The sequence below is a fragment of the Paenibacillus sp. FW126-R14 genome (assembly GCF_058789495.1).
On the sequence record NZ_JBYTBS010000062.1, the window covers coordinates 26737 to 42054 of the forward strand.

The window sequence follows — 15318 nt, forward strand, 5'->3', positions numbered from 1 at the left end:
TGTGCTTGCTCTAATTTTCTGAATCGACCAAACGGTGCAAAATCTCTTTGTAACGGTTCGACGTTTCTTCCACGACAGACGCCGGAAGCTCATCCGGCTCGCTGTTTTTATCCCAGCCCGATCCCGCCAAATACGTGCGGACCGGCTCTTTGTCCATGGAATCGATCTCGATATCCAAGGCATACTTATCTTCCGACCAATAGCGCGAGGAATCAGGCGTGAAAATTTCATCAATAATAATCAGATCGCCCATATAAAAGCCAAATTCAAACTTCGTATCCGCTAAAATGATGCCTTTACGCTCGCACATGGAATGAGCCAGCGAATAAAGCATGATGCTGCGCTCTTGCAGTGCGTAGGTCAGCTTTTCGCCAACCAGATCAATCATTTGTTCGATGGAGATATCCTCATCGTGGCCTACATCATTTTTGGCCGCTGGCGTGAAAATAGGGTCCTGCAGACGTTGGTTCTTGCGCAATCCTTCAGGCAGCTTACGGCCGTTGATTTCGCCGGTTTTCTCATACTGTCTCCAGCCGTTGCCTGTGATGTATCCGCGAACGACGCACTCGATGGAGATGCGCTCCGCTTTTTTCGCGACGATAATTCGTTCTTTCAGAAGCTCTCTCGCTTCCGCATCCGGGATAATATCGTGAAGAAGCTCCACATCCGTGTGCATGATATGATTGTCCATATAACCGCTCGTAATGCCAAACCAATACTTGCTCAGCGCGTTCAGCACGTATCCTTTATCCGGAACACCCGGCTTCAGAATGTAATCAAAAGCCGAAATCCGGTCCGTTACGACGATCAGGAAGTTTTCCCCCAAGTCATACAGTTCACGTACCTTCCCTTTGTGTACCAGAGGCGCCTTAACGAGCTCAACCGCTGAATCAAGGATTTTACTTGCCACAGACAACACTTCCCTTCTCTCCCAAAGTTCCTGCTATTTCAAACCTAAACGGTCGAAGATTGTAGCGACGTGCTTCAAATGCCAGCTTGGATCGAAGCAATCTGCAATTTCAGCCGGGCTCAGCGCTTCTGTGATCACCGATGCATTCTCAACGATTTCACGGAAAGAACGCTGTTCTTCCCAAGCTTGCATCGCTCTTGGCTGCACCGTATCGTACGCTTGCTCACGCGAAAAGCCTTTGTCGATCAGCTTCGTCATCACGCGGCCGGAGAACGGTACATCGTACGTGCTGCGCATGTTGCGCTTCATGTTCTCAGGGAACACCGTCAAGTTTTTGATGATGTTGCCAAGACGGTTCAGCATGTAGTTCAGCAGCTGCGTAGCATCAGGCAGAATCACACGCTCAACGGAGGAGTGCGAAATATCGCGCTCATGCCAAAGCGTCACGTTCTCGTAAGCGGAAATCATATGCCCGCGAATGACGCGGGACAGACCGGAAATGCTCTCGCAACCAATCGGATTGCGTTTGTGCGGCATCGCGGAGGAGCCTTTTTGACCTTTAGCAAACGGCTCTTCCACCTCGCGGAACTCACTCTTTTGAAGCGCGCGGATTTCTGTCGCGAATTTGTCCAGGGACGTAGCAACGAGCGCCAGAGTAGCCATGTACTCGGCATGACGGTCGCGTTGAAGCGTTTGTGTCGAAATCGGAGCCGGTTTCGTGCCCAGCTTCTCGCACACGTACTGCTCTACGAACGGATCGATGTTCGCGTATGTGCCTACGGCGCCGGAGATTTTACCGAATTGTACGCCATCGGCGGCAAAACGGAAACGCTCCAGGTTGCGCTTCATTTCCTCGTACCACAGCGCCATTTTGAGTCCGAACGTCGTCGGCTCGGCATGCACGCCATGCGTTCTGCCCATCATTGCCGTATCTCTATGTTCAATCGCTTTGTTGCGAAGAATTTCAATGAAGTTTTGAATATCTTTGTCCAAAATTTCGTTCGCTTGTCTTAGCAAGTAACCAAGTGCCGTGTCTACAACGTCTGTAGAAGTTAATCCGTAATGTACCCATTTGCGCTCAGGCCCTAACGTCTCGGACACCGCTCTTGTAAAAGCAATAACGTCATGACGCGTCTCTTGCTCAATTTCGTAGATGCGGTCGATGTTGAAGCTTGCGTTCTCGCGCAGCACTTTCACATCTTCCTTAGGGATTACACCCAGCTCAGCCCAAGCCTCGCAAGATAAAATTTCTACTTCGAGCCATGCTTGAAACTTGTTTTGTTCCGTCCAAATGCTTGCCATTTCGGGGCGTGTATAACGTTCGATCATTGTTCCGTTCCTCCAATAATGTTCATTTACTTACTTTCCCAAATCCTGGTGCGTTCTATCCAAGTCAGTGCGTGCTGCACATCGCTTGCCAGTAAATTAATGTGTCCCATCTTGCGTTTCTCTTTCGCTTCCTTCTTCCCGTACAGATGAACCTTGGCGCTGACGCCTAAGTCCGTATCCTCCAAGAAGCCGGGTTGGTCGATAAGACCGTTAAGCGGTTCGATATGCTCGCCGAGCAAATTCACCATAACAACAGGTGTCAGAAGCTCGGTTGAGCCTAACGGCAAGTTGCATATCGCTCGAACATGCTGCTCGAACTGCGACGTCCGGCACGCCTCCATCGTGTAATGACCGGAATTGTGCGGGCGCGGCGCCAGCTCGTTGACATAGAGCTGACCGTCTTTCGTCAGGAACAGCTCTACAGCGATCAATCCGATCACGCCAAGTCCTTCGGCGATTCGCGTCGCCAGCTTCTCGGCCTCCTGCTGCACGTCTGCCGGAATGCGCGCAGGCACGATGGATTGATGCAGGATGTTATGTACATGTATGTTCTCCGCCGCAGGGAACGCCTTCACTTCACCGCGAGGGCTTCTTGCTGCAATAACGGATAATTCTTTGTCAAAATGAATAAATTGTTCGAGAACGAGCTCGGTTCCGGCCTGGCTCAAAGTTTCGAAGGCTTCTTCCGCTTCATCTATAGAGCGGATGACCCATTGGCCTTTGCCGTCGTAACCGCCGGTTGCCGTCTTGAGGACGCATGGCGTGCCGAACTTCGCTATCGCTTCCTTCAGCTCAGCCGTGCTCTTCACTTCCGCATAAGGAGCAACGGGGACGCCCGCCGCTTCAATCGCCCGCTTCTCGCGAAGACGATGCTGCGTCGTGTATAGGAGCTCGCTTCCTTGAGGAACATAGGACTCATTCATTAGAATGCTTGTCACGTGGGCATCCACGTTCTCGAATTCGTACGTGATGACGTCGGACAGGAGCGCGAGCTTCCGCGCCGCTTCGACGTCGTCGAAGTTCGCTTGAATCTGTTCGTCCGCGACTTGCCCGCAAGGTGCATCCTCTGTGGGATCAAGCGTTACGAAGCGATACCCCATGTTGCGGCCGGCCAAGGCCAGCATGCGGCCTAACTGCCCGCCGCCCAAGATGCCGATCGTGCCGCCCGGCTTGATGACCTTGCCGCCTGCTGTGTCGGTCATAACAGGTCACTGCTTTCCATCACCGTTTGCGCGACGCGCTCGCGGCGGGCTCTGACCCTCGCTTGCAGCTCGGGATCGAAAGCGCCCAGAATTTGCGCAGCCAGAAGGCCTGCATTCGTTGCGCCCGCATGCCCGATCGCCACCGTCGCCACCGGAATGCCGCCCGGCATTTGCACGATCGAAAGCAAGGAATCCAGACCGTTCAGCGTCGACGTTTTGACGGGAACGCCAATAACCGGAAGCTCCGTTTTGGCTGCTACCATTCCTGGTAGATGCGCCGCCCCGCCTGCTCCGGCAATAATCACTTGAATGCCGCGGCCTGCCGCTGCGGCTGCATATTCGAACATAAGATCCGGTGTTCTGTGTGCGGAAACCACCTTTTTCTCGAAAGGCACTCCCAGCTCTTCCAACATGTCGCATGCGTGCTTCATCGTTTCCCAATCCGACTGGCTTCCCATTATGACACCAACACGTACCGTCATCACTAACCCACTCTCTTTTGTATGGTAAAACCCCTTAAACCAAAAAATGCCCAGTGTTAGAATACATGATTCTATCCGCTGGACAGCAAAAGAACCGAATGCAAAAAGACCATCGTCTTCCTATGGTTTCCCTCATTCGCTTCCTCGTAGTCCAAAAATTCACGGTTTTTGGGTAGAAACTTTCAGGCCTTATCCCTGATTTTATACGAGTCGATTCGACATTTTCAATTAGTGCGGCTCTAATTCCCGCTTCCCTAGTTTACTACCAACTGACGTGTGATGTCAATTTCAAAAAACGAACGATTTTTAACTATTTCTTAGAAATAGTTCGCTTTTGGGAGTTATTTTCCCAGTATACACCAGTTTAGGCCCCTATTTCTGATTTCACACTCACATCAGCGTTATGCTTGTTCGGTTTTCAGGGCATATCCTGAACAATCCTTCCTATTATTTCGACATTATTCGATGAAAGTTAAACCTTACTACGTATCCAACGTCTAATAATTAAAAGAAGAATTCCAACTCTAAAGGAGAGATTGATGATGAAAAAAAGCATGCCTACCTTACTGAAAGTCACTTTGGCTGCAGCCCTGCTAGCCGCTGTTAGTCCAGCCCTCCTCCTGCCACAGGCAACCGTTCATGCGGAGACAGAAAGCGACTGGTTCGCGATTAAGCTTGCCCCTCTGAAAATCCAGATCGGAGATCAGCTTCTGGACGTGCCGGGCGGCAAATCGGCGGAAGGCGACACCTACGTCGGGCTTGCTTTTCTCAGCAAACAGCTTGGCTTGACAACAGCTTGGGATGAGGCTACGAAGACCGTCACCGTCAGCAGCCCTAACAAGAAAATGAGCATGCATAATCAAGACACGAAATATTCCTTGGATGGCCGCGAATTTTACAGAACATTGCCTCCTGTGATCGTGGACGGAACCACCTACTTGCCGCTGCGTTTGCTCCTTGAACAAATGGGCTACCAAATCGGATACAATGATGAAAGCCATGTCGTCACGATTACTAAAATTCAAGAAAACGAACTCACATTAACGAACAAGTCAGAATCGAAAAAGGTGACAGACAACCAGGAGATTACGATCAACTATCCGCAAATTGAAGGATGGGCAAATTCTGCGGCAAGCGAGAAAATTAACGCATTCATTCAAAGCGAGATAGAGAAATATAAAACTGCCGCCAACCAAGGGTTAAGCAAGAACGGCAGCGAGTATCCCTATTCTTTCGATGTTAATTATCAAATAACGTATAATCAGAAGCATAAACTCAGCCTCTACTTTGAGGTATATTCATTTACAGGCGGCGCCCATGGGTCCACTGCCCGGGTTTCTCATACGTTCGATCTGGATACGGGGAATGAGCTGAGTCTTCAGCAGCTGACATCGAATAACGCTAACTACAAGACGATCATCAACGAAACGATTAAAAAGCAAATAAAAGAGCAAGATTATGCACTTATCGAACCGTTCGAGTCCATCCGTGACGATCAGGGCTTTTATTTAAAAGATGACACGGTGGTCGTATACTTTGACCAGTACGAATACGCTCCTTACGTGTTGGGCATTCTAGAATTCCCGATTCCGCTGTCGGCTTTTGCGGCGGCAAAATAAACATGGCATAGCGCCCCCATCGACTACCCGAGGCTTGATCCTCTTTGTAGCAAGCGGGGCGCTTTTTTGCGTTATGTTCAGCCCTGCTCATGAGCTGAATGACACTTCCATCTTTTTTTCGACAAATTCTAATCACTGCAATAACTTTTCTACTTTTCCATCGTCTAACTAACTAGAATGTATCCATAAGGAGAGATTGCCGTGAACAAGAAGACATTCTCAATGAAAGTCACATTGGCTGCCGCTCTTATATTAGCCGTAAGTCCAGTTGTGCTCCCGCAGCAAGCTGTCACCTATGCAGAAACGTCCAGCACAGATTTCGACGTCAAGCTCGCACCTGTCCAAATCCAGATCGGCGATCAACTGCTAGATGTTCCGGGCGGCAAAACAAAAGATGGCGACACCTATGTCGGCCTCGCTTTTCTCAGTAAGGAGCTGGGCCTGAAGACCTCGTGGGATGAAGCGTCTAAGACAGTCACCGTCAGCGGACCTAATAAAACTATGACAATGCACAATCAAAATACGGAATATGCCCTGAATGGACACACGTTCTACGCGGCTTTGCCTCCTGTCATTATTAGCGGAACCACTTATCTGCCGCTGCGCCTGCTTCTTGAGCAAATGGGCTACAAGATCGGTTACAACGATGCAAGCCGTGTCGTTTCGATTGCCAAAATTCAGGAGAACGAACTCAAGCTGACGAACAAGTCCGAGTCGCAAACGAAAACCGATAATCGGAGTATTACCCTGCAGTATCCTCAGATCGAGGGCTGGGATCATTCAGCTGCCAGTGCGAAAATCAATGCCTTCCTCCAAGCGGAGGTGGAGAAATATAAAGCGGCTGCCATTCAGCAGTTAAGCGACCTTACCGAGGATACCGACACCGCGATGTCTGATTTCCCAAAAACGTTCGATGTGAATTATCAAATCACATACAATCAGGATCATAAGCTCAGCCTCTACTTTATTGTTTACACATTCTCAGGCGGCGCCCACGGTTTCTATTCCTGGGACTCCCACACGTTCGATCTCGACACGGGAAATGAGCTAAGCCTTAAGCAGGTTGTCTCCAATAATGCTAACTACAAAGCTATCATCAATGAAAAAATCAAAAAGCAATTAAAAGAGCAGGATTACGAACTGATCGAACCGTTCGAATCCATTCGTAACGATCAGGGCTTTTATTTAAAAGATGATGAAGTAGTCGTTTACTTCGGCCTGTACGAATACGCTCCTTACGCGCTAGGCATTCTAGAATTCCCGATTCCGCTGTCTGCTTTTGCAGAGGCCAAATAAGCATGGCAAAGCGCCCCACTCGGCTGCGCGAGGATAGATCCTCGTTGTAGCGAGTGGGGCGCTTTTTTTCAACTGCTCATGAGCTCAGCGCAGCTTCATACCGCATGGAGCTTCCGACCACGGCCAGCTCCTTCACCAAACCTAACTGCTTGAAAACATGCAAAGAACTGTGCACCGTCATCGCATTGATCGTCGGGTATTTGACGATCAATACTTCACAGATTTCTTTAACCGTTGTGTAACTGCCCTGCTTATATAAATACTCCAATAACGCGTATCTCTGCGGGGTTAAAGGAATGTTCTTGGCGCGCATCCGCTGCAGCGCTTGGTTCAGATCATGATTGGCCATCGTGGAAACCTCCTCTGCGATTTATGATTCTATAAATGAATGAGCTATGATTGCCGGCACACGAGTGTGTCTTTTATCGGTTCAAATGCTGCAAATATCCTGAAATATCAATGCCCAGGCCGGTCGCCAGGGCCATCCCCAGCTTGGCGTCGGCGCGATAGAAATTGCAGATCGCCATCAGCTTCGATTTCTCATGAACAGTAGAGAGGTCCCCTACCACGTTGGAAATGAAGTTCGCCTGCTCCTGCTCGCTGAAGCTGCGGAACGTATCACCGGCTTGGGCAAAATCGTTCGTTTTAGCAATTTTTTGCCGGGCGGCATAGCCTTGCAGCGGCATGGAACTGTCGCGGTACGCCGGAGCCTCCTTCGGAGCATCGGCATGACGTGTCGGCTCGTAATTGACGCTGCCGGACTGCGGCTTCATTTGCATAGCGCCGTCGCGCTGATTGTTCTGTACGGCAGCATACGGGCAGTTGACCGGAATCTGCAGGTAGTTGGCACCAAGTCTATGTCTTTGCGTGTCAGGATAGGAAAATAGACGACCTTGCAGCAATTTATCTTCGGACGGCTCAATTCCCGCTACCAGCACACTCGGGGCGAAGGCCGCTTGCTCAACTTCAGCGAAAAAGTTCTGCGGATTGCGATTCAGCGTCATCGTCCCCACTTTGTGCAGAGGAATGACGTCTTCCGGCCATATTTTCGTCGGATCCAGCGGATCGAAATCGAACGCATCCAGATCCTCCGGCTGTAGAAGCTGTACATGCAGATCCCATTTCGGGAAGTTGCCGCTCGCGATGTTGTCATACAAATCTCTCGTCGCATGGCTAAAATCTTCCCCTTGTACGGCTGCTGCTTCCGTTTTGGTCAAATTGCGCACGCCCTGATGCGGCTTCCAGTGATATTTTACATACACATAATTGCCTGCGGAATTAATCCATTTGAAAGCGTGAACGCCAAAACCGTTCATCTCCCGGTAGTTAGCCGGCGTGCCATAATCCGAGAAGACCCAAGTCAGCATATGCGTGGACTCCGGCGTGAGTGACATGAAATCCCAATAACGGTCCGGTGTCTGAACATTCGTGTCGGGTGCCGGCTTCAAGGAATGCACCATATCCGGGAACTTCATCGCATCACGGATGAAAAATACAGGAAGATGATTGCCGACCAAGTCGTAATTGCCTTCTTCCGTATAAAATTTAACCGCGAAGCCGCGCGGATCGCGCGCCGTTTCCGGCGAACCCTGCCCGTGGATAACGGTCGAGAAGCGGACGAATACCGGTGTTTCTTTACCGGCTTCGCCGAGGAATGCAGCTTTGGTGTAGCGGTTCATTGCTTGCTCAACCTTGAACGTGCCGAATGCTCCCGCTCCGCGGGCATGCACGACACGCTCCGGAATGCGTTCCCGGTCGAAATGCGCAATCTTCTCAAGCAAATGGTAATCCTCCAGAAGCGTAGGTCCATGCTTACCAGCCGTTCTGGAGTTCTGGTTGTCGCCTACGGGAGCGCCTTGATTGGTCGTTAAGTAATTGTGATTTTGAGTCATATATATAATATCCTCCTCTTGCTATAATAATTTCTTATTTATAATAATTATAATATAGTATTTATTTTATTTTAAGTGATAATAATTGTCAATGACTTCGCGACAAAGAATTTCCCGCTTGGTCTGGGCTACCCACTTGGCATCGGTAAGAGTCCGGCCCTTATGCGAGTCCGCCACCACCGTGCTCAACGAGCCCGCCAAATAACAGGAAAAAATACCGCTAATTCGATACGTACCTGTCTATCAGCAAATTTACATGGCATTTCTCCCGCTAATATCATAGACTTACCCCTATTCGAGTGTTTCGAAGCAATTTAATGGGAGATTTTCCAGTTAAACTCCTAATAATCCCACCCCTCCCCTTGAATAACGGGAGTTTTTCCTGCAAATGAAAAAAGCCGATAACCCCAACCGCACATGCGATCGAGTCTATCGGCTTCACATTATTCTATTATCAGCCCTGCGAGCGGCAGATCTAACTCCTTTATGCCTTCAACAATTAAACGGGCGATTTCAATCGCCCCCGCTTCCGAGAAGTGCGTGTCATCCGTTACGCCATCCGGATAGTTGGCCTGTTCCCCCGGCTGCAGCCAGAGGAACAGCGCTTTGGCCCGCTCTGCTCCAAGGGACAGCAGCAGATTCCTGCTCTTCTCGGCCAAGTCGATGAGCGGAACTTCCAAGTCTTCGGCCAACCGTTTGACCGAAGCCGGATACTCCCCGTGCGTATCGGTAAAGTTCCCCTGTTCATCGAAGCTTCGCCTCTGCACGGAGGTAATCAGAATCGGCAGAGCTCCTCTGGCCCGGGCTCCATCCACATACTGTCGCAAATGATCCAAATAACTTGCATGCGGATCTGTGTGTCGGGCTTCATCCGGTTTCTGATCGTTATGGCCGAACTGAATAAAGAGATAATCACCGGGACGAATCCTGCTCCAGATGGCGGCCAAACGTCCTTCCGCGATAAAGCTTTTGGAGCTTCGGCCTGAAGAAGCTGCATTACAAACAACCGCACCACTTCCAAACCAGCGCGTGAGCACCTGTCCCCAACCCATTCGCGGGTAGACGGAAGCTGCATAATCGGACATGGTGGAATCCCCAGCCAAGTAGATGGCTGCACGCGGCTCCCCCAAAGCCGCCCGTGGACTCCATCCATCCCGTTCTGCCAGAATCCGGTCAACGTCAAAAGCTTCCGCCTCCTGCTCCGTAAGCTGCTTGGACCAATCCACCCGCATGCCCGTATCCGCGCCGGGGCCATAATTCCCATACTCCGCGAAAGCGAGAGCCTCTACACTCTCCCGCTCGTTCCAGCGGTCCCAGCCTGTCTTCTTCACATGCTGCCCCAACCAGCAGTGTACGAATCCCACTTTCGCGTAGTTCCGCCACGGCCTTCCAAGCCCAACCGATTCAACAGGCGCTTCTCCCGTCAGCTTACAGCCAATAAACACATATCCGTACAGAACATCCTCCGGTGTGGACGCCGCCGTCACCCAACCTTTGCCGGAAGATACAATTTCACAATCCAGAAACACTGCCGTCGCCGAGCCAAAAATAAAATCCACATCGCCTCGAATATAACAACGCTCATAGTACTGCCGCACAGCACGCGGCGGCATGCCGCCACGCGGCCCTCCGAAGCTGGAACGGTCCCGCGGTTTTGGCGGCAGCGGCCCCGTAAATAACGTATCTTGATGCCCAAGGAATCGGCAATCCCGGAAGATGACCCTGTCTCCATCCACATAGGCGGCCAATGCTTGCCCGACATCCTCCCCTTTTCCTGCCGAATTCTCGAATGTCAGATGCTCAATCGTCACATCGTCCGCACCGATAAAGGCCGTATAGGAATGAAAGGTGTGGTACGGCTCGCCACTTGGAAAAAGCTTTTTCGCATAATCCCCGTAAGTGACAATCGTCGTCTCTGCCGACTCCCCAATCAAGCTTATTCGCTGCTTCGTGATATGCAGCTTTTCTTCATAAACGCCGCTTCTCACGTAAATAACCGTTTCTTCTTCCCTCTCATCGGCAATGCTGTCGATCGCTTCCTGAATACGGACATAATCACCGCTTCCGTCTGCTGCCACTATGATCATCGTTGTTATCCTTCCTCAACAAAACTGCCGTATGTCACTTCCCTGAACCTTTCCTTCCAAGGCGAGACGCCTTGCAGTTTTTCATAGATTTCCTCTGCTTTTTGAATGCACACCGCCTGCACGACTCGGCCATACTCCAGGCAGCCCGAAGCTTGGATCGTTTGTATGAAGCCTTCTTTATCGCTTAAAAGGACATCCGACGTAATCTTCCCTTCGTAGTACGCCTTCAATGGAGTGAACGCCTCGTCCTCGACGGAAAGCAAATACAAGATAGGCAGCGTGCGCTTCTTGCCGTATAAATCATTTTTCACATCATAGCGGATGAGATCGCGCATATCGTTCTGGATCTGATGAACGAGCCCGATGCAATCGGCCAGCTCATGAATCTGCTCGATCGTTTCCCGCGGGGGCTCTACCGTCATATATCCCATACAACATGCCAAGCGGAATAAAGAGCCGGACTTCTCCTGCGTCATCACCAGATAATCGTCAACCGTTACGGCTGCATTCACCACATCCTTGTGCTGGCCGTTAATTGAGCGTGCAATGATCTTCGTCACCTCGACCAGCCATTCCGACTTGATCTGCAACTGTCCCAGCTCGCCGATGAATCCCATTAACAGTGCCAAAACCGCATTCAACGCCTCTGCTTGCGAGCATTTCATCCACGGCTTGTCTTCTTGATCCTGATCCTGCAGATCATCGACAATGTCCAAGATAAGATTGGCCAACTCCGCCAGTGCTGCATAACGCTCAATATGAGGCGAGCTCCCGCCCATCATATAATGCGTGCAGAGCGTAACCTTTGCCCAGGCTCCATTCTCTTTCTCTTTATCCGCGATGAAAGACTTCAGAAGCTCATTTAGACCCTCCACCTCAATATACTCGTCCACCAAGCGAATCATATGCTCTTTCACGTTTTGCTTCATGTCCCATCCGCCCTCGCTTCTGTCTCTTATGTTAAAGAATGGCAACTTCGCCTGAACGGCAGAGAAGACCGGAAAAGGCAATTTGCCTTCCCGGTCTTCTATAGTCCCACTTAGGGAATTAATTCCGACAGTGATTATCACATTTTTAGTGTAGTCCAAATTTTATTTTTATGTCAATTATTATATTCATTGGACCTTTTCCTCACTTAGAAAACTGCCATAAGTGGCTTCCTTGAACCTTATTTTGTAAGGAGAGACTGCCTGCAAACACTCATAAATCTCTTCAGCTTTTTGCAAACATACTACTTGAACAACCCGAGCATATTCCATACAGCCGGACTCTTCTATCATCTGTATAAAAGTTTCCTTTCGCTGAAGAACAAAATCTGACGTAATCAAGCCTTCATAGTAGTCTTTTAACAGACGAAAGGCCTGATCTTCCACAGAAAGCAAATACATGATGGGGAGCGTACGTTTCTTATTATACAAATCATTTTTCACGTCATAACGAACAATGCCCGACATATCATTCTGAATCTGATGAATAAGCCCTATGCAGTCAGCCAGATCATCCAACTGCATAGTCGTCTCCCGCGGACACTTTACTGACATGTAGCCCATGAAACAAGCCAACCGAAAGAGGGAACCGCATTTCTCCTGGGTTATTTGCAAATAGCCATCCACCGTTCCAACTGTATGCATCATTTCTTTATAATGACCGTTAATACGTCGTGTAACTATTTTTGCAATTTCATTCAATCGGCTCCCCGCGACCTGCAACTGCCCCAATTCACCGACAACCCCCATTAGCAGCGCAATAATTGCGTTTAAAACCTCCGCTTTTGAATATTGTGGCCACGGCTTAATCTCCTGATCTTGATCATAGAAACCATCGATAACATCGATAATCAAAGCTACTAATTCTGTCACTGCTGCAAACCGTTCAATGTCAGGTGAAGATCCGCCTAGCATTAAGTGAGTATTTATTGTTATTTCGCTCCAAGCATTAGCCCCATTTTCTTTACGTAAAATGATCGATTTAAACAATCTCTTTACATCACGAGGATAAATATACGCATCCACGATGTTATACATATGTTGCTGAATATTACGATTCAATTCCCCTCTCCCCTTGCGTTTATATGTAATACTTGCTTTTAATAAACTTCTCCAATGCTTCTGTTTTCGATTTCACACCCACTTTATCGTAGATTTTCCGCAAATAATTATCGACCGTGCGCTTGCTCATATAAATTTGCTCCGCAATTTGTTCGTGCGTAGCCCCCTTCACCAACATATTCATCATGTTGACTTCTTCCTCAAGCAGCACAAATTCCCCCTTCACTTGCCCGTCTGTATATTGCATCTGATGAAAATACGCAAGAGGCAGCATCGTTTGACCATCCAAAATACAATTAACCATATTCATAATTGCACGTTCACTCGACTCTTTTGACAGGACACCGCTTACTTTAATTTCTATTAGTTTGTTGATAATACCGCTTAAGTCAAATCCGGTGAAAATAACGATATGTGTATCAGGAGAATTGTCCTTAATAGCCTTGGCGACTTCCGTTCCCGATTGATCGGGAAGCTGATAGTCCAGAAATACAAGCTGGGGCTTTTCAATAGCAAATAACTCTAAACATTGCTTGGCATTACTGGCAACACCAATTACTTCTATTTGATCAATTTGCTGTAACAGCGCCTGAGTTGCTCGCGCAAATAGCGGGTGATCATCGACGACCAAAGTTTTAACAACCTCACTCATGCAGAAATGACCTCCCCGACCGGAATCCTAATATTAAAAATAGTCCCTTTCCCTTTCGACGTAATCATGTCCACTTGACCGTTCATATGAATGATTCTGCTCCTTATTTGTTCTATTCCCATCCCTGAAGAGCCGATCTCTTTTTGTAATCCTTCATACGCTTCATTGAAGCCTACGCCGTCATCTTTATAGTGTAAATATAAATATTGATCAATTTCGTTAATTGAAAATGTGACTCTAGCCGCGTGCGAGTGCTTCTTCGCATTATTCAGAAGTTCTTGAACAACTCGAAAAATATGCCGTTTGGTTGGCAAGTCCTTCCCTTCGATCATGGAAAAAGAGCCTGTTTCCAAGGTGAGCTCGAATGGAGTTGTATAAGATTCCTTCTCAACATACATTTTGAGGGTTTGAACTAAACCTACTTCTTTGAGCAAATGGGGATTTAGTTCAAAGCAGCTTTGGCGCAGACTCGCGTTAATCATGTCGACAAAGTTATTCATATTATTTAACTGTTTCTGATCTGACTTATCCAAAGTACCTTTATCGGCAATTGAAGATATTCTTCTTTTAAGGAAAAATAGATCCTGCATCGTTGTATCGTGCAAATCGTTTGCGATTCTAATCCGTTCCTCCTCCTGCAAGTCAAACATGACTTTACGGAACCATTGAATATCTTGAGCGTTTGCTTCAAGTGGGAGCTGTGCAGCAAACTGCTGCAGGTTGAGGGTAAGTTTTCGGATTAAATGTACATTCTCCAAACTAACCTCTAAATAAGAGGTAATGAGCTGAAGCCACTGTTTCTCTTCTTTTGAAAGGTACATATTTGTTTTTTTACGCGTAACAATGAGATAACTTGAATAGGTTTCATGATCGTTCATTTCAATGCTGATGTACTTAGAGTTTTCCAATAATGTAGAGGATTCTGCAAGCCGCCCTATCTCTATTGTATCTATTTCCCCATCATGAATAATTTCCACTTCACCCTTATAGCGGAATACGATAGCTCCACCATGCAAATGCAATGTGTTTACAATGTCAACAAGAATAATTTCTTTTAATTCTCTAAAACTTGAAATGGAACCCAAATTCTTTGCTATTTTCTTCAAAGCGGATTGGAGAACATATTTTCTTGGAAACAGAAAAGGTTCGAGTTTAGTCGACCAGTACTCTGCTGCATAAAGAGACAATGTCATAAGGAGCATAGAGCCACCAAATATATATAACAATTGGCCTTCAGTGACCACTGAGCTAAAAATAAAATAATAAAAACCCGTGAACAAGCAGACAGGTATGATAGCTAACAATCCCGCGAAAATAACACGTCGAATAACTAGACCGAAATCATACAATTGATTAGATGCAATTAGGTATGCAAAAGACATTGGAAATACAAGTAGAATCCAACTTGTAGATATAGCATTTAATATGCGTTTTCCAATAAATAATTCTGGCAAAAAAGAAAGTGAGATAATTGGTAAGAATGTTACCAACCAACTCCACCAAACACTCTTAATTATACTGGACACATAGGACTGTTGTTTTCGAGATTTAAGGTATTGAACACTTAGCAAATACACATTCAGAAAAAAGCCAAGTACGAAGAAACCTAATATAATTGATGTATCATTTTTGTATAATTCATATGCTATTGGAGTATAAAAGTAAAAAGATCTTATCAATGCTATAATAGCAACGAAAGAATACAAATATTTTAACATCCATGTTGATAATCCCAATTCACCTTTATCATTAAAAAATACAATTAAAAAATGAAAAAAGACGATGGGTAATAACATCATAC

Annotated in this window: 13 protein-coding genes and 1 riboswitch; of the genes, 2 read left to right on the forward strand and 11 right to left on the reverse strand. The window is 47.6% G+C overall.

What is annotated here, in order from left to right; all coding sequences use genetic code 11:
• Positions 1-10 precede the first annotated feature (10 nt).
• Genes AC3WRW_RS27890 through purE form a run of 4 tightly spaced genes read right to left on the reverse strand, consistent with a single transcriptional unit; the run spans position 11 to position 3923 of the window.
• Positions 11-910, reverse strand: a complete 900-nt coding sequence (locus AC3WRW_RS27890; protein ID WP_492549492.1) for a phosphoribosylaminoimidazolesuccinocarboxamide synthase — start codon at positions 908-910, stop codon at positions 11-13.
• A 33-nt stretch (positions 911-943) separates the two neighbouring features.
• Complete coding sequence (gene purB / locus AC3WRW_RS27895) at positions 944-2239, reverse strand: adenylosuccinate lyase (protein ID WP_492549493.1); 1296 nt, start codon at positions 2237-2239, stop codon at positions 944-946.
• Between the two features lie 26 nt (positions 2240-2265).
• Positions 2266-3441 (reverse strand): 5-(carboxyamino)imidazole ribonucleotide synthase, encoded by a 1176-nt coding sequence (purK, locus tag AC3WRW_RS27900; RefSeq protein ID WP_492549494.1) that lies wholly within the window; start codon positions 3439-3441, stop codon positions 2266-2268.
• Positions 3438-3923 (reverse strand): 5-(carboxyamino)imidazole ribonucleotide mutase, encoded by a 486-nt coding sequence (gene purE, locus AC3WRW_RS27905; protein WP_171682464.1) that lies wholly within the window; start codon positions 3921-3923, stop codon positions 3438-3440. The genes purK and purE overlap by 4 nt, the downstream gene beginning before the upstream one ends.
• A 127-nt stretch (positions 3924-4050) precedes the next feature.
• Positions 4051-4152: riboswitch (purine riboswitch) on the reverse strand.
• A gap of 313 nt (positions 4153-4465) precedes the next feature.
• Here purE and AC3WRW_RS27910 point away from each other — a divergent pair.
• Positions 4466-5542, forward strand: a complete 1077-nt coding sequence (locus AC3WRW_RS27910) for a stalk domain-containing protein (RefSeq protein WP_492549495.1) — start codon at positions 4466-4468, stop codon at positions 5540-5542.
• Positions 5543-5743: 201 nt separating this feature from the next.
• Positions 5744-6838 carry a stalk domain-containing protein gene (locus AC3WRW_RS27915; RefSeq protein WP_492549496.1) on the forward strand — a complete coding sequence of 365 codons (1095 nt, stop codon included), beginning with the start codon at positions 5744-5746 and terminating at the stop codon, positions 6836-6838.
• A 76-nt stretch (positions 6839-6914) separates the two neighbouring features.
• Here the strand turns inward: AC3WRW_RS27915 and AC3WRW_RS27920 are convergent, their stop codons facing one another.
• From AC3WRW_RS27920 to AC3WRW_RS27950, 7 genes are all read right to left on the reverse strand, one after another.
• On the reverse strand, positions 6915-7187 hold the full coding sequence (locus AC3WRW_RS27920; protein WP_492549497.1) for a Fur family transcriptional regulator: 273 nt from the start codon (positions 7185-7187) through the stop codon (positions 6915-6917).
• A 73-nt stretch (positions 7188-7260) separates the two neighbouring features.
• Positions 7261-8730: a catalase gene (locus AC3WRW_RS27925; protein WP_492549498.1), complete on the reverse strand. Its 1470-nt coding sequence runs from the start codon at positions 8728-8730 to the stop codon at positions 7261-7263.
• Positions 8731-9173: 443 nt separating this feature from the next.
• Positions 9174-10817 carry a pectinesterase family protein gene (locus tag AC3WRW_RS27930; RefSeq protein ID WP_492549499.1) on the reverse strand — a complete coding sequence of 548 codons (1644 nt, stop codon included), beginning with the start codon at positions 10815-10817 and terminating at the stop codon, positions 9174-9176.
• A gap of 5 nt (positions 10818-10822) precedes the next feature.
• Positions 10823-11746: a polyprenyl synthetase family protein gene (locus AC3WRW_RS27935; RefSeq protein ID WP_492549500.1), complete on the reverse strand. Its 924-nt coding sequence runs from the start codon at positions 11744-11746 to the stop codon at positions 10823-10825.
• Positions 11747-11932: 186 nt separating this feature from the next.
• A complete protein-coding gene (locus AC3WRW_RS27940; RefSeq protein ID WP_492549501.1) occupies positions 11933-12865 on the reverse strand; it encodes a polyprenyl synthetase family protein in 933 nt (310 codons plus the stop codon).
• A gap of 19 nt (positions 12866-12884) precedes the next feature.
• On the reverse strand, positions 12885-13517 hold the full coding sequence (locus AC3WRW_RS27945) for a response regulator (protein ID WP_492549502.1): 633 nt from the start codon (positions 13515-13517) through the stop codon (positions 12885-12887).
• On the reverse strand, positions 13514-15318 hold a 1805-nt coding region (locus tag AC3WRW_RS27950), incomplete at its 5' end, for a sensor histidine kinase (protein ID WP_492549503.1). The genes AC3WRW_RS27950 and AC3WRW_RS27945, both read right to left, overlap by 4 nt.